This window comes from Priestia flexa NBRC 15715 (assembly GCF_001591565.1).
Lineage (GTDB): Bacteria > Bacillota > Bacilli > Bacillales > Bacillaceae_H > Priestia > Priestia flexa.
Window position 1 is genome coordinate 1 of record NZ_BCVD01000076.1, and the last position, 18,426, is coordinate 18,426.

Annotated in this window: 22 protein-coding genes, 3 pseudogenes and 1 riboswitch; of the genes and pseudogenes, 4 read left to right on the forward strand and 21 right to left on the reverse strand. The window is 39.1% G+C overall.

The window, feature by feature from the left end:
* Positions 1-9: 9 nt before the first annotated feature.
* The 6 genes from BFL01S_RS12985 to BFL01S_RS13010 all read right to left on the reverse strand — a co-directional run bounded on the left by BFL01S_RS12985 (position 10) and on the right by BFL01S_RS13010 (position 7,196).
* Entirely contained in the window at positions 10-1,485 is a 1,476-nt protein-coding gene (locus BFL01S_RS12985) for an esterase/lipase family protein (RefSeq protein ID WP_156474926.1), read from the reverse strand.
* A 373-nt stretch (positions 1,486-1,858) separates the two neighbouring features.
* Positions 1,859-3,232 carry a YjiH family protein gene (locus BFL01S_RS12990; RefSeq protein WP_061785915.1) on the reverse strand — a complete coding sequence of 458 codons (1,374 nt, stop codon included), beginning with the start codon at positions 3,230-3,232 and terminating at the stop codon, positions 1,859-1,861.
* Positions 3,233-3,265: 33 nt separating this feature from the next.
* Positions 3,266-4,375, reverse strand: a complete 1,110-nt coding sequence (gene menC / locus BFL01S_RS12995; protein WP_061785916.1) for an o-succinylbenzoate synthase — start codon at positions 4,373-4,375, stop codon at positions 3,266-3,268.
* A gap of 16 nt (positions 4,376-4,391) precedes the next feature.
* On the reverse strand, positions 4,392-5,216 hold the full coding sequence (locus tag BFL01S_RS13000) for a hypothetical protein (protein WP_061785917.1): 825 nt from the start codon (positions 5,214-5,216) through the stop codon (positions 4,392-4,394).
* Positions 5,217-5,229: 13 nt separating this feature from the next.
* Complete coding sequence (locus BFL01S_RS13005; RefSeq protein WP_061785918.1) at positions 5,230-6,060, reverse strand: MurR/RpiR family transcriptional regulator; 831 nt, start codon at positions 6,058-6,060, stop codon at positions 5,230-5,232.
* Positions 6,057-7,196 carry an amidohydrolase gene (locus tag BFL01S_RS13010; RefSeq protein WP_061785919.1) on the reverse strand — a complete coding sequence of 380 codons (1,140 nt, stop codon included), beginning with the start codon at positions 7,194-7,196 and terminating at the stop codon, positions 6,057-6,059. Before BFL01S_RS13010 ends, BFL01S_RS13005 begins: the two co-directional genes overlap by 4 nt.
* A 218-nt stretch (positions 7,197-7,414) precedes the next feature.
* Between BFL01S_RS13010 and BFL01S_RS13015 the strand changes: the two genes are divergently transcribed.
* From BFL01S_RS13015 to BFL01S_RS20760, 3 genes are read left to right on the forward strand one after another with little or no spacing between them, the layout of a single operon-like run.
* The gene (locus tag BFL01S_RS13015; RefSeq protein WP_061785920.1) at positions 7,415-8,053 is read left to right on the forward strand and encodes an alpha/beta family hydrolase; all 639 of its coding nucleotides are present in this window, start codon (positions 7,415-7,417) and stop codon (positions 8,051-8,053) included.
* 21 nt (positions 8,054-8,074) lie between these two features.
* A complete protein-coding gene (locus tag BFL01S_RS13020) occupies positions 8,075-8,734 on the forward strand; it encodes a YgaN family protein (protein WP_061785921.1) in 660 nt (219 codons plus the stop codon).
* A 21-nt stretch (positions 8,735-8,755) separates the two neighbouring features.
* Complete coding sequence (locus tag BFL01S_RS20760; protein WP_167556160.1) at positions 8,756-8,905, forward strand: hypothetical protein; 150 nt, start codon at positions 8,756-8,758, stop codon at positions 8,903-8,905.
* 268 nt (positions 8,906-9,173) lie between these two features.
* Here BFL01S_RS20760 and BFL01S_RS13025 read toward each other — a convergent pair whose 3' ends face one another.
* The 6 genes from BFL01S_RS13025 to BFL01S_RS13050 form a co-directional block, all read right to left on the reverse strand.
* Complete coding sequence (locus tag BFL01S_RS13025; protein ID WP_061785922.1) at positions 9,174-10,517, reverse strand: NAD(P)/FAD-dependent oxidoreductase; 1,344 nt, start codon at positions 10,515-10,517, stop codon at positions 9,174-9,176.
* A gap of 82 nt (positions 10,518-10,599) precedes the next feature.
* A complete protein-coding gene (locus tag BFL01S_RS13030) occupies positions 10,600-10,785 on the reverse strand; it encodes a hypothetical protein (RefSeq protein ID WP_061785923.1) in 186 nt (61 codons plus the stop codon).
* A gap of 207 nt (positions 10,786-10,992) precedes the next feature.
* Positions 10,993-11,715 (reverse strand): TerC family protein, encoded by a 723-nt coding sequence (locus BFL01S_RS13035; RefSeq protein WP_061785924.1) that lies wholly within the window; start codon positions 11,713-11,715, stop codon positions 10,993-10,995.
* A gap of 392 nt (positions 11,716-12,107) precedes the next feature.
* Positions 12,108-12,668 (reverse strand): DUF5381 family protein, encoded by a 561-nt coding sequence (locus tag BFL01S_RS13040; protein ID WP_061785925.1) that lies wholly within the window; start codon positions 12,666-12,668, stop codon positions 12,108-12,110.
* 12 nt (positions 12,669-12,680) lie between these two features.
* A complete protein-coding gene (locus BFL01S_RS13045) occupies positions 12,681-13,052 on the reverse strand; it encodes a YfjC family protein (protein WP_061785926.1) in 372 nt (123 codons plus the stop codon).
* Positions 13,053-13,248: 196 nt separating this feature from the next.
* A riboswitch (purine riboswitch) is annotated at positions 13,249-13,352 on the reverse strand.
* 210 nt (positions 13,353-13,562) lie between these two features.
* The gene (locus BFL01S_RS13050; protein ID WP_061785927.1) at positions 13,563-14,201 is read right to left on the reverse strand and encodes a LysE family transporter; all 639 of its coding nucleotides are present in this window, start codon (positions 14,199-14,201) and stop codon (positions 13,563-13,565) included.
* A gap of 224 nt (positions 14,202-14,425) precedes the next feature.
* Between BFL01S_RS13050 and BFL01S_RS13055 the strand changes: the two genes are divergently transcribed.
* Entirely contained in the window at positions 14,426-14,611 is a 186-nt protein-coding gene (locus BFL01S_RS13055; protein WP_061785928.1) for a hypothetical protein, read from the forward strand.
* 115 nt (positions 14,612-14,726) lie between these two features.
* On the opposite strand, the pseudogene BFL01S_RS21520 reads toward BFL01S_RS13055, so the two are convergent.
* The 9 genes and pseudogenes from BFL01S_RS21520 to BFL01S_RS21460 form a co-directional block, all read right to left on the reverse strand.
* Positions 14,727-15,062, reverse strand: a pseudogene (locus BFL01S_RS21520) (YxxD family cognate immunity protein YxxD).
* A gap of 235 nt (positions 15,063-15,297) precedes the next feature.
* Positions 15,298-15,597 carry a contact-dependent growth inhibition system immunity protein gene (locus BFL01S_RS13060; protein ID WP_061785929.1) on the reverse strand — a complete coding sequence of 100 codons (300 nt, stop codon included), beginning with the start codon at positions 15,595-15,597 and terminating at the stop codon, positions 15,298-15,300.
* Between the two features lie 17 nt (positions 15,598-15,614).
* Positions 15,615-15,911 carry an RNase A-like domain-containing protein gene (locus BFL01S_RS20765; protein WP_078990061.1) on the reverse strand — a complete coding sequence of 99 codons (297 nt, stop codon included), beginning with the start codon at positions 15,909-15,911 and terminating at the stop codon, positions 15,615-15,617.
* Positions 15,851-16,039: pseudogene (locus BFL01S_RS21455) on the reverse strand (transposase); the annotation flags it as partial. The pseudogene BFL01S_RS21455 and the gene BFL01S_RS20765, both read right to left, overlap by 61 nt.
* A 127-nt stretch (positions 16,040-16,166) precedes the next feature.
* Entirely contained in the window at positions 16,167-16,364 is a 198-nt protein-coding gene (locus BFL01S_RS13070) for a hypothetical protein (RefSeq protein WP_061785931.1), read from the reverse strand.
* A gap of 2 nt (positions 16,365-16,366) precedes the next feature.
* Positions 16,367-16,807 carry an Hsp20/alpha crystallin family protein gene (locus BFL01S_RS13075; RefSeq protein WP_061785932.1) on the reverse strand — a complete coding sequence of 147 codons (441 nt, stop codon included), beginning with the start codon at positions 16,805-16,807 and terminating at the stop codon, positions 16,367-16,369.
* Positions 16,808-16,951: 144 nt separating this feature from the next.
* Positions 16,952-17,161, reverse strand: coding sequence for a hypothetical protein (locus BFL01S_RS13080; protein ID WP_061785933.1), 210 nt, complete (start codon positions 17,159-17,161; stop codon positions 16,952-16,954).
* 121 nt (positions 17,162-17,282) lie between these two features.
* The gene (locus BFL01S_RS13085; protein ID WP_061785934.1) at positions 17,283-17,675 is read right to left on the reverse strand and encodes a CDI toxin immunity protein; all 393 of its coding nucleotides are present in this window, start codon (positions 17,673-17,675) and stop codon (positions 17,283-17,285) included.
* Between the two features lie 11 nt (positions 17,676-17,686).
* Positions 17,687-18,019, reverse strand: a pseudogene (locus BFL01S_RS21460) (T7SS effector LXG polymorphic toxin); the annotation flags it as partial.
* Positions 18,020-18,426 lie beyond the last annotated feature (407 nt).

The window sequence follows — 18,426 nt, forward strand, 5'->3', positions numbered from 1 at the left end:
CTTCTTTTCTTATTGAAAAATCTTCCCTTTAGCATCTACATAAATTGATTTCACAATGGTACGCTCAAACGGCTTTCCGTCTTTTGTTTGACCTTTGATGTCCGCAGTGATGTTGTAGACGCCTTCTTCAGCAAAGGAAGCGTTGAACTGCTGATTTTTTTTCATATCTTTTTGCTGTTTCTTTACGACTTTCCCATTTTTCTTAATGTTTAGAGTTGCGTCTGCTTTTGCCACGTCACCTGAATGAACTACGTCGACAGAAGAAGGAGTTACGTTTTGAAGTTCAATGTCATCGTTTAAGCTACTTTTTACACTTACGTTTAAAAAGTACGCTGATTTTTTGTGCTTTGCTTGTACTTTCCACTTTCCTGCTTCAGGAGATGATACTTGGAACATGTGATGATGAGCACCTTTAAAGACACCTTCGTCAATGGTGCGAACCGCTTTTTTGTACACCTTTCCAGTTGGGCTAACAAGCTCAATATCATTCATTTTTTGCTCGCTAAGCCAGTCTACTTCAATCTTTGTTGCGCTTTCTTCTACCGTAAACTCTTGTACAGCAGAGCTTGTAAATTCTCCACCTCGGTAAATGTTGCTGCTTTCTTCATGCTGCACGGCTTCTAATGCGCTGATTTTTGAAGCGGAAAGTGCTTGGGTCGTCGTTAAGTATGGTTTAAACAAATTGAAGGTAGCGCTTGATTTAACAGTTGAATGATCCCATGAACCCACGCGAACTTCACGACCATACGGTAAACGAGAACTTGTCACCGTTACAGCTCCGTCGTTAGAGCCGTAGGAGTTCAAATAAACGCCCCCAAAATAAAGCGCTGAACCAAAGCTTCCCCAGCTCGTTCCACCAAACGTATAAATTGGATTTTTCAAGCGATTAGCGTGTGAATCCGTTTGGGCACGGTAATTCTTCATATAACCTGTTTGAAGAGAGTACGTTGCATCGTTTTGACTGCCGAGAATACCTGTCAACCAGCTTGTCCAGCTGCTGTAGGCTAGGTCTGCCAGCTGAGATCCATGGTGTGGACTTGATAGTGTAATCAAGTTGGATACGTAAGGATATGCGCCTTGGTGTACGAGGGCATTTTGCGTATCAATGCCGCCTTTACTATGCGCAACCACAACGAGCTTTTTGTTCCCAAAGTGACGATAGATTTCTTCAAACTTTTGTTTCAAAACCGGACCGTTTGTCCACATGTTTTTATCCGGATGCACATCAATAAAAGCAGTTTGATAGCCATTTTGATAAGCGGTATTGTACATACCATTGCCTTCCCACCATGTGTTTGAAGAGCTGTTAAAACCATGAACAAATACAACGACAGGTTTAGCTGGATCCACAGAAGCAGGTGTATTTCCTACGTACCATTGGCCAGGTACGCCAGACGGATCATCTTTCCCTCCGAATCCTCCTGCCTGCGCACCCAGCGGAACAACAAGCCAGAAAACCATCATCAACATGAACAAACGCCTCATACCGTTCTCCCCTATCTTCAATTGTCTAGGAGGAAGCACACCTCCCAATTTTAAAATAGCAGGATTATTATAGAAAAAAGAATAGTATTTTCCATAAACACATCTGAAGCCCTAGCAAAATGAATCAATGGTCCAGCGTTGTCTACTTATCTCTTATTCGATAACCTTCTAGAATTCTTAATTGTTTAAAGACTATATCTATTTAATTACAAAAACAAATACCGAGCTGCAGAATTCTATCCGTTTGAAGAAAGCGTAAAAAAGCCGCTGAATCTGCCCCTCAGCACGAAAGGCCAAAAGAAGTGAATAGCTTATTTTTAACAAAAACAAGCTAAAAAAAGCTAGCCTGCTTCCAGAAGCAGGCTAGCCGTTATTAGAATATGAAGTGTGCGATCAGCACGATAAGCGGAAGAGCAATTGCTGTGCGAAGGATAAAAACGAGCACAAGATCTTTAAAACGAATCGGAAGCTTAGATCCCAGAATTAATCCTCCAACCTCAGACATGTACACAAGCTGCGTTACCGATAAACATGCGATGATAAAGCGTGTCATTTCACTTTCAATTCCACTGCTTAGAATCGCTGGTAAAAACATATCTGCAAAGCCAACTAAAATGGACACGGATGCATCAGCTGCTTCCGGTACCCCCATCAGCCCTAACAGCGGCACGAACGGCTTTCCTATCCATTCAAAAAACGGGGTGTATTCTGCTACGATAACCGAAATGGTCCCGATTGTCATGACAACTGGAATAACCGCTAGCCACATATCCAATACGTTTTTTGTACCGTTTCTAAAAAACGTAGACACGCTTCCGTTTTTACGCGCTTGCTCAATCGCTTTTTCAGTTCCCCACTGAAACGGCGTTTGACCTTTTGGAATAAACGATTCGTCTTCACGCTCAATTTCTTTAAAATACGTATTTTTCTTGAGAGATAATGGTGGAATGCGCGGCATGATAAACGCTAGCACCAACCCTACAGCAACAATCGTTAAATAATACGGAACGAACATGTGGGCAAGGCCAATCTCGGTGATTACGACGATTGAAAACGTAATAGATACAACCGAGAACGTTGTGCTAATAATCGCTGCTTCTCGCTCTGTATAATGCCCGTCTTCATACTGCTTGCTCGTTAGGAACACACCAATTGTCCCGTCACCAATCCAAGATGCTAAACAGTCCATGGAAGAACGTCCTGGAAGTTTAAAAAGTGGACGCATCAGCTTAGCAAACAAGACGCCACATAAATCAAGTAAACCAAAATCCAAAAGAAGCGGTAAGAAAAAGCCAGCAAGTAAGAATGTTGTCAGCAGCACTGGCACAAGACCCGTTAATAAAAAGCCTCCCGTGTCGTCAGACGTAATAAAAGCGGGGCCTATGCCTAACACAACCATTGCTGCAAGTAAGAAGCCCAGCGTACGTGCTAAAAAAAACGGGATGCTGACATCAAACAAATTCTTTAAAAACGGTGAGTTCATGATAAAGTCAGGTTTTCCCCACTTGGCAACGCATGTTCCAATAAACGTAATTCCCATTAAAACAGCAGCAATCATTGGAATTGTTGATGCAAATACATCACCAAGCCAGTTTGCAACAAACGCGACGAAAACGGTCGTTCCATCTTCCATCGGAATGGGAATCATAAACAATAAAATTCCTAATACGGATGGAACAATAAATCGAACATAATCTCCTCTACTATACCCCTTATCCTGTACCTTCTTTGCTGGAACGCTACTCACTGGCGCTCCCTCCCCCCTTAAAGTCTATATCCCTCAAAGTTTATAAAGCTTGCTGTAGTGCGTACGCTCTTCAATTCGCTTGCGGTTTGGTTCAAAGCCAACCCCCGGTGTGGTTGGTACGGTAATCACTCCATTTTCAACTGTAATCGCAGGGTCTGTGATATCGCTTGAAAAATAGCGAGAAGAGGCTGACGTGTCCCCAGGAAGCGTAAAGTTATCGAGCGTCGTAATGGCAACGTTATGAGCACGCCCTACACCAGCTTCCAGCATCCCTCCACACCAGACAGGTATGCCGTGCTCTTTACAAAGATCATGAATCTGCTTCGATTCATAGAGTCCACCAACGCGGCCAATTTTAATATTAATAATTTTACAGCTTCCTAACTCAATCGCATGCCTTGCATCATCAAGCGTATAAATGCTTTCATCTAAGCAAAGCGGCGTTTGAAGCTCGCGCTGCAGCTTCGCATGGTCAATGATATCGTCATAAGCGAGCGGCTGCTCAATCATCATGAGGTTAAATTCATCAAACGCTTTTAAGTGATCAATGTCACCTAGCGTATACGCTGAGTTCGCATCTGCCATCAAAGAAATATCCGGGAAGCGCGTGCGAACTGCTTTTAAAATATCGAGATCCCAGCCTGGCTTTACCTTTAGCTTAATTCGCTTATATCCTTCTTCACAGTTTTTTTCCACCGCTTTTAATAGCTCATACTCTGAATCTTTAATCCCTAAACTAACCCCAACATCAATGGTTTTTTTCGTCCCGCCAAGTGCTTTCCAAAGCGGCTCGTTGTTGCTTCTTGCGTATAAGTCCCACATTGCCCCTTCAAGCGCTGCTTTCGCCATGGAGTTGCCCCGAATCGGTTCAAACAACTTCTGAAGTTCGCTCGGGTGGGACACAGGATGTTGAAGTAAAAGCGGAATTAAATAATCCTCCATGATGTGCCAATTTGTTTTGAGCGTTTCTTCTTTATAGTAAGGCTCTGGTGAAGCAACAGACTCTGCCCACCCCGATAAGCCGTTTTTTCCTAGGATTTCTACTAGGATAAATTCTTTATGCGTTTCGGTGAAGATGCTCGTTGTGAATGGTTCTAAAAGCTCCATTTTCACGTGGCGCAAAATAATGTGCTGAATCTCCATCTCGTTTCCCCCTACCTTATTTTTTTGTCACTACGTAGTAATGAATATCTCCGTTTGTTTTCACAAAGTCCGTGACTTCATAGCCACAGTCTAGAGCTTTGCTCAATGCTTCCCTTGTTTTTAAGCGCCACTGTAGCGCCAGGTCTTGATTTTTTGCCTTTACCTCTTGATAGCGAGCGGGCACCGCTACGAATAACACGTCATGCATTAATGTAGAGTTCATAGGTGCAGGAGTTGGTAACTCTTGATTATTTAGCACATAGTTTAATAGAATATTGTCTTCCTTAACGCTCCATTCCGCGTATTCCTTTTCTTCTCGTTTCTGCACGCGGTCGCTTTGAATCCACCAATGCACCACAAAGCGGTCCGACGGTATTCCTGCATTTAGAATGTCGTTTAGTTCACCGTAGTAATTTTCTTTATAGGCTGCTCCAATTCCGCCGAGCTTTCGCAAATTCAAGTTAGCATTTGCTGTTTCAAGCGGATCATATGTCCATGCAAGCAGCTCATAACCTAGCTTCTTTGCTTCTTGTCGCTGCACCCACTTCAGCTTTTGCCCAATACCATAGCTACGATATTCTTTTAAAATGCCCAAGCTGTGAGAGCATAGATAGGATTGCTTGCCGTCAAAGCCTGGAAATGAATACTGAAACCCAATGAGCTTGTCTTCAAGAAAAGCTCCTAACACCAGCCCTCCGTTTCGAATCGTTGCGACCATCATTTCAACTGGAACCGGATCTTCTCCCTTCCAGATTGTTCGCTCTAAATTCCCTACTTTTCGCAGTTCGTCTGGATGCTCCACCCGCCGAATGACGAGCTCGTCCATATGTAAATTCGTCATATTATCTCCTCGCTTATTCCATGTATGTATCTTGATGTGTATATAAGCTCTCAAGCTTTTGCTGACGCTGTTGAACGCCAGCGGGATTTTTTTCTTGATATGCGGTGAGCACTAAGTCCAAAAGCGTAATGACCGGGGCGATTGAGTTGCAACCTGACTGGACGTTTGTCTCTGTTAAAAGCGTAATGTCAGCTAGCTCACCAACCGGCGATAAAATACGATCGGTAACGGCAATTACCGTTACCCCAACTTTCTTAGCGTAAGCCGCAAGCTTTGTCGCTTCCTTTGCATAGCGGGGAAACGACAGGACAACAATGACTGACTCGGGTGTTAAATCGCAAAGACTTTCTTGAATATCTCCCGGCTGATTGACTAACCGCACGCGTTCCCGAAGCGTCGAAAGCATCATTGAAAACCAGTGTGCTGCTCCGTATGAAGTTCGGTATCCGGCAACCAGTACTTGATCTGCGTGAATCAGTCTGTCTACCACTTCCCAAATTCTCTGAGTGTTCTCCTCATTTTCCAAGCGGCAGATGATGTTCAGTTCGCTTTCTAACACGCGCTTAAGAACGTTTTGATTCTCTTCTTTTTTAACTGTTTTTTCGTGTCCCATTACGCGCTGCTGAATCGCATCGTGCATTTGTGAAAAGCTTTGAAAGCCAAGAGAGTATGAAAGGCGAATAACTGTCGTTTCGCTGACTCCCGAGGCGCGACCAATTTCTGCTGCCGTTTGAAACGACGCTTCTTGAAGGGAATCCAGTAAATACTGAGCAACCTTCTTTTGCCCTGATGATAAATGAGGAAACGCTTCTTTTACTACCTGTTCAAATCGCTGCGCACTCATTCTCCCTGCACCTCTGCTTTTGAGGCCAAAAGAGCAAGAGTTAGATAAATGTTTGTTCCGGTTAGCAGCGCTTCTTTATTAAACATCATGTCAGGATGATGAAGGCCATGCTTTAATCCACACCCAAGACCGATCATCGTCGAAGCAACGCCCGTTTCTTTCGTGTACACGTGAAAGTCTTCAGCACCTTTCGTTTCGCAGACAGATACTAATCCATCGTCACCTAGTACAGACTGAATGGCCTGTGTCGCAATTTGAATGGTATGAACGTTTGGAACCGCAGCGTATGTACGTCCTTCAAAATGATAATCGATTGCTACTTCATGTATTGAAGTCAGGTGAGAGAGGATGTGCTCCACTCGCGATTTCAATTCATCCATCGCTTCATTTGTATTGGCTCGCAAATCCAAAGCAAACACAGCTTCATCAGGAATTACATTTGTGCTATCTCCTCCAGCTTGCAGCTTCGTCATTTTGACTGAATAATCATTCGTTTTTGTTAAGCGTAAACCTCTTAGCATCTGTACAAGGTCCGCTGCGATTTCAATCGCATTTTTACCAAATTCGGGTCGTGACGCATGAGCTTGTACACCGTGAACGATGCCATGAACTGCACAGGCTGAGCCGTGTAAAATAACGGGAGATGCTTTCTTATCCTCTACTTCCCACTCAGGTCTTACGTGCATGCCATACAGCTCCGTCACGTTTTGCAAGCACCCTGATTCAATCATTTGCTTCGCTCCCGCCCCGGTTTCTTCTGATGGTTGAAACAAAAAGCGAATCGTTTTTTGAGGCTTGATATTCATTTTCTTAAGCGCAAGAGCCGTGTACAAAAGCATGGTGCTATGAGCATCGTGCCCGCACGAGTGATTGGCTTTTAGCTCTCCGTCCATCCACTGCACGACCGCATCTAAATCAGCTCGGAACGCTACCACTTCGGAAGAAGCACCTTGAAGCTCAGCAGTTAATCCGTAATGTTCTGAGAATGTGCGAACGCTGTATCCAGCATCCTCTAGCTTCTTTTGAATATAAGCTGACGTTTCTTTTTCCTCACTGCTTGATTCTGGATATGTATGCAGATGTTCATAAGTTTTATAAATGTCATTTTTCATCTTTTTTACGTATGACTGGTTCATTCCATCCTCCTTCGCACTCAAAACTTCATATTTATTCATCAATGAAGTTTTTCCTTCACTTGATTCTTATAATATCATAACTTTCTGACAATAAACAATAGCTTTAGAGCACTATGAAATATTGGAATATGAACTAAAATACTATGCAAATATATAACCTCTTCAAAAATAATGAAATAAATGTTAAAATAGTAAAAATTAACTAAGGAGAGTAATCGATGAAACAAACACTTCCCTATCACTCTGTTCCTTATACCCACATTCACCGTGGTTCAAAAAAAGTATGTATTATGCTTTCAGGTCTTGGCTATCACTATGAGAAACCTCTATTCTACTATTCTACGATGCTCATGCTTGAAGAAGGGATTGATGTTGTACACGTTCACTACAGCTACAACCGCGACTTTTTAAAGCAGTCGCTTCAAATCGTTGCTGATACGATGATGAAAGATATCGAACCTATCTTGATGCATATTTTAGAGACATATTCATATGAAGAAATCATTTTTATAGGAAAGTCGCTGGGGACCGTTCCAATCCTTCACAACTTCATGAAGCAAGACCGCTTTGCAGGTGCGACAATGCTCCTCTTGACTCCTCTGCTAAACTTTCCTGAGCTGTTTACAAGCCTTCAAAAAAGCAGGCACCAGGGGCTACTTGTGATCGGAGACCAAGATGTTCACTACGACAAGCAAAAGCTTCAACAGCTTCACATGACAAATTTTCAAATTGACGTCATAAAAGATGGAGATCACTCATTAGACGTTCATCTGATAAATGCGCACGCATCTCTCACAGCTCTCATGAACGTCATGAATAATATGAAGAAGTCTCTACATATAGTGAAACAGCATTGATTAAAAAGGAGGGTACAAACCATGTCAAAAGGAAAAATCGCTTTTTTATTAGTTCTTTTCCTATTAGCGGTTGGAGGCTTCATGACAATGTTTTTTTCAAACAGCTCTGACCAAGTTACTAGTAGCAAAGGACCAACCTTAAAAAACGAAACAATTAAAAACGTCACGCATTCTCTAACGGCAAGAGAGGATATGCTGATTAATACTAATCAAGCGTTTGTCTTTGAATATGACTCTGGTAGCAAGAAGAAAGAAGTCGACGTTTGGGTTGAAAAGTATGAAAAGGGGCTATTTGTAGAAAAGCTAAATGAGTTATCTACAGAAGTGGACAAAGAAGGACTGATTATTTTCACTTCTAGCGATATTTATCCGGAAGATGAAGACGGAGAAGAAGTCATTACTATGTTTAACTTAAAGGTTGGAAATCAAACGGGCAGCGCTGGGTTAAGCTTCACAGAAAAAAGGAACATTGAAGAAAAAGAGAACTTAGCTGGCACGTGGGAAGGCTTTTATCAAGACGTACAAAAAATTGATGGAGACATGCCACTAGGCTACATGGCTTATTCTTCTGAAGATTCCATATCAAGCATTCAGCTAAACTATTTAAAAAATCCAAAAGCTCACGAAAAAGAGCTAAAAGAATACGACAGCATCTACGTGTTAAAATGCCGTTTTCACTAAAAACAAAAGCAGGTGGTAGACATGTTGAAGTTCATTGACGACATTGCTGGTTCTCTGTATGACATCATGAAGTTTCTCGTACGAAGCTTATGCTATTTCTTGACTGGAGTACTCATTGTTGCTATTCCCCTTTATGCGATTGTTTTTGTGTTTCAAGCATTTGGTAAGTAAAAATATCCATAAGGAAAAATTAGAATAAGAAAGAGGTTCAATAATCATTGAAAAAACCGACACCAACTAACCACAACAAGAAAAAAGACTTCATAGATACAGACTTATTTTTATTTATCATCATTTTCATTGCGGGTCTTATCTCTATTTTCATTTTACATTAACCGTATACTTCTTTCCTACAAACGCTCAAAGCATTTTGAGCGTTTGTTTATTATAGTCAAATATCAGATTTATCGTACTAGAATAATAGATTCTTAACAAACCATCACAAGACTTTTTCATTGAACACTTCACCTACATACATCCCGCTCGCCGCTGCTTGAGAGAGCGAATGCGTAACGCCAGAGCTATCTCCAATAACGTACAGCTCTTTCACATTAGTTTCGAAGTATTCATTGGTTTCCACAACCGGCGAATAAAACTTCCCGTCCATTCCATAAAGAAGCGTATCTTCGTGAATGCTTTCTCCAAGCAATCCTTCGAGCTTTTCCAAAAAGGCTTCTAATGCAGAAATATAATCAGTTGGAACATAGTTCAATAAATTCCCCTCGGTAGCGCTAAGCGTTGGCTGAATCCGATTACCGCTCATGTCTTCCTTGGAGGTTGCTTTTTGACGTCGCAAGTCGGACAAGCGCTGCACGACAATCTGATCTCCACCGGCGTTTAGTTCACCAATCACATTTTGCGCATAGGTGTTCGCTTCTTGCAGCGTATTAAAATACGCCGGTGTAAAAAGCGTAAAGTTTAGGTTTGCCGTACCGCTTCCTTCTTCTCTATAGTTCTGACCATCTGGCATGACCAATCCTTCCTGGTACTTTCTAATAATGCGGCCCTTTGGATTCATACAGTATGTATACGAAATGACGCCTTCATGTTCGGAAGAAAGCTTTGTTTCAAACGTATGCTCTAACAAACGATTGAGCTGGCGACCGTGCATTTCAATACGTATTCCTAAATCTAAGCGAGTTGATCCTTTCTTCACACCGAGAGCTGAGAATTGTTCTTCAACCCAGTCGTTCCCTGACCTACCTGTTGCGACCACGACGCGACGTGCTTGTACATCCCCTTTATTTGAAACAATTTTAAACTCATTTTCTTGTTTCTCAATGCGCTTGACGTCTACTTCAAACCATATGTCAATTCGTGACTTCAATACGTCGTATATGCGCTGGAAAATAGCAGTCGAACGAGCTGTTCCTAAGTGTCGGACTTCCGTTGAAAGAAGCTGGAGACCATGTACTTCTGCATTCTTTACAAGGTCTGGATTGACTGTGGAATACAGCTTGACTTCATCCCCTCCGAACGAATAAAGCACATCGTCCACTTCTTTCATGAGACGAAGCGCTTCTTCTGGACCTACTTTTTGCTCTAAATCTCCGCCAAAATCATTGGTGTAATTAAACTTTCCTTCTGACTTTCCGAGTCCTGCAAAACCGTAATATTTTCCGCACACGTCACAACTGCAAAGCTTCCCTTCATCAAGAGGACATGACCTTTTATGGAGCTGTTTTCCCTTATCAATAAGCAGTACGTTTTGGCTTTGTCTTGCCAGCGTGTACGCTAAAAACACCCCGCTTACGCCTACTCCAATAATGACAACATCATACACATCGCTTCACCTCATACTCTTTTATATACGTAGAAGCTACGCTGGTTAAATACCGAACAGCGCAGCTTCTCGCTCTAGCAATCTATTTGCTGTTTTTACGACGATCGCGGTTTTCACCAACCGCAGCCATCCCTGCAATTAAAAATGGCAAGCTAATCACAAAGGATTGCAGCCACGTAGAACCTAATACTTTGAACAATAAAAACACAAGCACTGTCGCAGTAAAATAGATGGGGATAAACTGCTTTGAAAGCCATCGTTCACTCATGTTCATCACTCCTATAGTACAACTTTACAAAGAATCGCAGCACTTCGCAATATGAAAGAGTTTATGACCATTATTTTCTACTTTCTGCTTTCTCCTTTCTCCTACGTCTTCACATATGATGCTTCTTTCCTGATCCATGTACTACATTCTATCAAAGATACAGATACTAAAAAAAGAGAGCGAATACCACTCGCTCCCTTTTGCGTATTATGCTGATTGTTTAACTCTATCGTTTTTCTCTTTAATTCTTTTGTTCTTGCTGTAGCCAGCAAACAAAATGAGAACAACTACGACTGCTTGAATCAGATAGGTCGCAATCCCGTGATGAATGTGAAGCAGCTCGCCAACGCTTTTGTCTTTTAAAATCATTTCAGCTGCCGTCCAAGCTAAAATTCCAGCTCCAACGTAGGCAATCCACGGATACTTGTCCATTGCTTTCACGATAGCTTTTGAACCAAAAATCATAATTGGAATACTAATCAATACTCCAAGGGCAACCATTCCAATATGACCATTTGCAGCCCCAGCAACCGCTACTACGTTATCAAGACTCATCACTGCGTCTGCGATAATAATTGTTTGAATCGCTTTTCCTAAGCCGTTATAAGACTTAATATTTGAACTATCTTCTTCTTCCACCAGTACTTTGTACGCAATCCACAGAAGCAACACGCCGCCGATGATTGTCACAAATGGAATTTTCAGTAGGTATACGATAACTGCCGCAAACCCGATGCGTAGAACGACCGCTCCAAACGTTCCCCAAAAAATCGCTTTATTTTGCAGCTCTTTTGGTAAATTCCGTGTAGCCATCGCAATTACGACTGCATTATCTCCAGATAAGATAATGTCAATAAGAATGATTTTTAATAACGCAATAATAGCTGTTGATGAAATCGCGACGCCTAAAGTGAAAAGCTCATTTTCCATGCTTATCGTCTTCTCCTTTTTACTTACAGGAACACTGCCTGTAAGATATACTGTTTAGAACCAAGAAGCTATTCTTAAACGAAGCAAGCGCTGCAATCGTTCGTTCAAACAACAAAAAGGCTCCGAGCCTAAGCGTTCGAAACCTCAAAAACCAAACGTCGATCACTCAATGTGCTTTGAAGCACGCTTGACTTTGTTAATAGAATTATTCTACTACATTCCAAATAGTATATCAAAGTAAAAGTTTATACAACAAAACTTTTTCCCTACTTAACAATCATCTTCTGCCAAAGAGTATAGTCAATAACTTCCCTAAGCTGAAAAATGTATAAAAAACTCCATTCAGTAGTGAGATATTACTGCATAAGGCCTTTTACGTGAAATGATTTATGTTACATATTCATGTTATCTTCTCGCTTATATTTGATAAGTTCATGTAGTTTCTCGAAATTCACTTGCTCATTCCATACCTTTCGAGCATCAGGCGTCATATATGGATAAACATACTTGTCAATCATTAAATCAATTCCAGTTTCATCTACTAAATTATAGGTAGGAATTCGATATTGTTTTTTATCATGCGTGATAATTACCAAAACATTGATCAGGGTGAAACCATTGCGACGCACTTCTGCTTTTTGTATGTTCTTGAATGACACATTGCCTTTTTTGGTCTTAAAATAACCGTTTGGTCCTGGAACAAATGAAATAATAGTTTTCCCAGGAATTATACCAGGAATATACCATATGAATAGATAAGCCATAACTGGAAACAGTACAATCCCTCCAATTAACCATTGAAGTGAAAAAGTTGAATTAAAGCCTAAACCATCAATGATTAAAAGTGCTGTTCCAAATAAACCACCTATATAAAATATAAACTGGATTACATAATATAACATGCTTCCTTTAATATGAACTTCATCACCAGAATGCTTCATATTTAATAACATTATTCGTTCTCCTTATCCAATAGTTTCATTTATTTTAAATATAGAGGAAGGAATAAACGTTTTCAAGAAAGCTTTGCTTGTAAGCTCTAAATTAAATCGATTGTCCTCATTTCTAGCGAGAACCCAGTCATTCTGCTTACCTGGAATGAAAAAGCAAATATCCTCAGGCTCCGGGTTGTTATGTTGGTTGTAAGCAAGTACCATCATTGTATTTATTCTCGATTTCCTAGTATTTAAATCCATTAAAAAACTACTAGTTGCTTGAATATCTGCTACTGTTAATTGAGATGTCCAACGACTGATTGCTGCACAGAGGTGCTCTACATCACTAAACTCTTCAAGCAAGCCCTCGAGCTGCTTTGCTAAATTTCGAATTATCAGCATCAGACATTTTATTTCCTGTAGAACGCACGTATTACTTATGTTAAACGCAAGTAACTATGCTTAAATAAAGTGTAAGTGTCTTACAAAGTAACAGCTTAAGAGAATGGGGCTTTGTATCAAATGCTCCCATCTAATAAGTACTAATTATTAAAGTACACCCACACTATTATTCTTTTTAAATTAATTCTTAACACCAATAAAGTAAAATTTAACTCGTAGTCCAATTCTTTATACGGGAATTGGGTAGAGACTCTCAGACCATATTTCTGAGGATATACGATTTTTAAATTTAACATTACAGATAGTAATCTAAGGTTATATCCATAAATCGGAAATGATAACCTGTATGAAACCACTCTATCATATTGCATCTTTAAACATTTTTTACAATAATTTAAATAAATATCATATATGTTCTTTAAATCCATTTATAGTTAAATATTACTTTTTTTTATTATCCATATAAAAAAGCACTTACTGCCTTCTCAGACTTCAAGTGCTTATTCTTCTTTATATAAACGCTAAAATCTCTTTACCAAACCGAACGATAAAACGCACACCATATAAAATCAACACACCCCCAGCAACCACCGAGATATTTTTCAAAAATTTATCTGTCAAAAGATTTCGACCGAAGTGTACCGTGAAAGCCACGTTCAGATTCCAAAGGATAATTCCCCCTAGAATAAATAAACTGTAGAGAAAAGAAAGAGAATGAGACATCGTCTGCGTCATTTCCTGTAAGGTAGAGCCATAAACCCCAAACCAAAATACAATATTTAAAGGATTTAATAACGCAATTAAAAAACCAACGAAAAATGTTTTATACCACGGAGCCAAAGTGGTTGTCATATCTTCCTGCTTGAACGAATGCTGTTTCGATAGGTTGCTTATTCCGAGTTTAATGAGAAAAAAACCGCCTAACAAATATGTAAACACAACCACAAAGTGATGTTGAAATAAATGTTCAGCTCCTAAATAAATGACGACTAGAAACAGGAAATCTCCCGTAACTCCTCCCAGACCGATAAGCCAAGAAGGCCAAAAACCACCTGCAATTCCTCGCTTGATCATCTCAACTTTAATCGGCCCTAATGGTGCTGCAAGACTGATTCCCAATACCACTAGATGAATAATTAGAATAGTCACGTTATCCCTCCAACTCCATAGCTTGTCTTTCTATAAGATATGACCATACCTTTTGAGATAGTCTACTTAGCTGCGAATTGCTGCATAACGGCTCGGTAAAAGATTGAACTATTATGACTAAATACTTATCTAGCACATTTAAATGCAATAATAGGTTTACATACCAATAATTAGGTGACTTAACTTATAAGAATGACATTACTTTATTAGGAGGAGAGTTGAAAATGAACAATAATACGAAAACAGTTGAAAACAAGGTAGAGAATAAGCTAAACGAAATGAGCCAAGAAAAGAAAGACAGCATTCTTGCTAGCTTTACCAAATTCCAAACGTACTTAGGAGATAAAGTTTCAAAAGGTGAGAAACTAAGGTTAAGTGATAATCAGCTGACTTTAGCTTTTATTGATTAAATATAAACATTAAACAAGAATGAGTTTATATGAATATGAGAACGTGAAAAAGCACTTATCGTCTACAGGAGACAATTAAGTGCTTAATTTTTTCAATGTTTATTCATTAATTACCTTACTGCCTCTTCTTCTCTCCCCATATTTTTCGAAGGTCTGGTAAGTAAATAGCAAGTGGAGTGCCTTCATACGCAGAAACTTCTATTAATGAATTCCTCTCTTTTAACCATTTATATAAATCATCTTCCATAGTTGGAGACAACAAGATTTGTTGTACTATAAACGCAATATCATCATATTATTGGAAGTCTTATTCTTGATCTTCTAGACCATTATTTATTTCATAAACTGTATCTAATCTACCAATCATCTTTAGTCTGTTTTTGCATTCAATAATTAAGACATTTTTATAACTATATACTTTTAATGCTCGTGTTAAAGAGTCGCATCTCATAGTAACTCTACCTGTTTCTGATTTTGAAAACAGCTAGCACAATATGAGCTACATTTCGATTATACTGATTGGTTTCTGGCTGTTGGATACCTATACCTTTTATTATTAAAAGAGAACTATCATCCTACGTTCTCTATTTCTAAGCACATGTTTCCTTACTGTTCGAAACTTTAATATAGATTAATGTAAAAACCTTGAAAGGCATTGAATCAATAAAGTTTTTGAACCAGTACCTTTACTTTGTTTTTAATCCTTCTCGCATCTGTTCTACTAATGTATACAGCCACTGTAAAGGAGTTACTTCAATAGCTGGAAAATAAACTTCTGTATTACTTTGAATAAATTCTTCTTTCTCTTCTTTTGTTAAATGATTATTTAAGAATTCTTCACAATCATTTATTGTAGACACCAAACATTCTCTACTGACTTCATTTATAAATTCATCTAAGGCTTGCTCAGGAGAACTAATATCTTGATGAAATGTACCTCCTAAAAAATCTTCAAATTCATCTAAGTAATTATAGTTTTTATCCATAAACCTTTCCCTTCTTTCTATTTAACAGGATATCCTGTTAAAATAAAATTACCATCGTTACTCTTTTTTAGAATAATCTTTGCGTTTGTTACATTCTCCACTACTTCCGAATTTCTTGAAACACTCTTGCCAATTATTTCTCCGTTACCCTGGTATTTCAATTGTAATTTAGGTCTACTATTTGAGTCAGATAGCCACTTTTGAATTTTTTCGATATTCTTAGAGTTATTAAGAACTTTACTAGCAACTTTCTCAGCAGTAGCCCTATCTGTAAAAGAGGATGATAGGCAGGACAGCCGGTATTTCGAAGGAATGGTTCGAGCGCTTCTTGTGGGATACTTTCAACTAAATGGTGAATAGAGAGTGCACTATCATTATTTTGCAGTTTTATTTCAAGATCTAAAGGTAGAATTAATTGATTCATGTTATAATTTTTAAACATAAGGATCCTTCTTTCGATATGATTTGGTGTGGTAACTTAATTTTATCAGAAGTGGTCCTTATTTTATTGTAAAAATATAAAGCCAGTGCAATTTTACTCGTCGTAAAACTGCACCGGCTTTTTTAGTTTATTTAGGAGCGTTTTGTCCCAGCCTCTGGTAGGAATTTTTAATATTATTAGTCAGCTCATTTAAAATAATTTTTTTCTTTCCCTGAGGTAAATGGCAGCTTAAAATTAGCAAATCAACTAGGTCAGGTTGTTCCTCAGCAACTTCCTGCAAGTAATCCCTGCCAAACTCTTTCATTACAGGTAGCAAACTGCTCATTTTTAATGGAAATCCACATCAATTCTCTTTTTATTTGTTTGAGTTTGTTTAGGCATGATAACTTCTAGTACACCATTCTTATAAGAAGCCTTTATATCTTCCTCAGAAACAGGAGTTGGTAGTGTAACGGCTCTGTGAAAGCTACCTGTGTATCTTTCTCTCCTATGCATATTCTCTTCTTTAATCTCATTAGTTCTGTTAATTGAGCCACTAATTCTCAATACATTATTTTCAATATCAATGTTTACATCTTCTTTACTCTGTAAGCCTGGAATGTCACAAGTTGCTACTACCTCTTTATCTGTTTCATGAACATCCACTCTTATATTCCCCAATTGATTCATTTCATTGTCTAAATGAAAAGGGAAATCATTGAATAATCTGTCAAAATCTCTCCTAATGTTAGTTAATTGTCTAAATGGATCATAAGGTATTAATGCCATTTGTATCATCTCCTTAGTTATTTTTAACAAATATATTTTTTACATTTACTATGTAATTATTCATTTACTATGAAATTATTCATTTAAGGGATAAGCTGCGTCAGTTTTAGAAAAGCATCCTATTACAGAAAAAGGAGAGCCTAATTAGCTCTCCTCAGTTTCATTAGTTTTAACCTCATATCCAAAAAGCTGTGACCTTTCATCAGGTATCCATTTTCCATCTCTAATCCTGCTCAAGCCCTGATACAAAGAGCCTCCTATAATATTCTCTAACCATTTGGAGCATTCAGTCATAGTATCAAAATCATGTAAGTATACTCCATTTTTATACAGTGAATATTTTTTATGTTGCATACTAACACCTCCTTTGATTGATACATGTATTGTACCAGGAGGTGCTGCGTGTTTAAAAGGTGTTTTGATTCCTGTCTCAAAAACAGGGGTCAGTCCCAAGCCAATCAAGGTTAAATCAATTTTACTTAAATCCTACTCTTACTTCACCATCATGAAATATTTCAATAACATATCCTGTAGATAGCGAAAATATCCATGTATCAAAACTTACAGCAGTAACATCATCTATATCTTTAAGTACTTTATCTAAAGTAGTTTGAATAATAGGTAAAGTTCCTTCGTCCCAAATTACATAAACAACATTACTGTATTCATTCGCGTTTTGGTCTAAAAAGGAGATTATCTCATCAACTGTATTCACTTCAGCATTATTAGACACTTTCTCCCATTCAATACGCCCCCACTTAAACGGAAATGAACTTTCAAAATTACTTAATATTTGCTCTCTATTATTATCAGAAAAGACATGTACATCCTCACCTAGTGCTTCAATACACTCATCAAATAAACTCATCTAAAGTCCCCTTATCTATTCAAATGTTTTAATAAAGATTTAAAGGTGCTTTCGTTACCCTCAAACGGTACAGCTATTTTTCGGGCATTAGCCCCTTTACCATTACGAAAATCCTCAATATTTATATGCGGCACCTTATTTGGGTCATAATCTAATCTCCATCTTACTTTTCCGTCAGCAGACTGCCTACCAACAACTTGACCATATCCAGCACTTGACTTAAGAGTACCTGTATATGGCTGTGAGTTTGGTCCTAAATCTCCAACTAGGTCTAGTACCTTATTTCTAGCTTGTTCATATGTTTTGACCTTATCTAATACTTGTTCCCCTTTTCCTATACCCTTACCACTCTCATCCCTAACCTTCGTCCCAACCCCATTACCACCATCCACACGCTCAATAAACTGATACCCGCCATGCCCCTTCACAGATCCAACACCTGGATACGCTAAACGATTATCCAGCTTATTTAGACCCAAGTTCTGCAGAGCTGACTGCGTACGCACGTTAATGGCTGCGGCACCTTCATTCAGTTTCTTCGTGGCGGCACCGCTGAGTTGTTCAAACTTCGTCATTTTTGCGAGCTTGTCCGCTCCCTTTGTGCCGACTATGCTCATGGCAACGTTAGCGGTTAGGTAGGAAAAGTAGTGGCCTCTGCTTTTTGCATCGCCGTTTATGACCTGTTCATTCCAGGAGTCTTTTATCTCATTACCGATGGTTTTAGCTACGCCTTTTGGATCATCCCAAACAG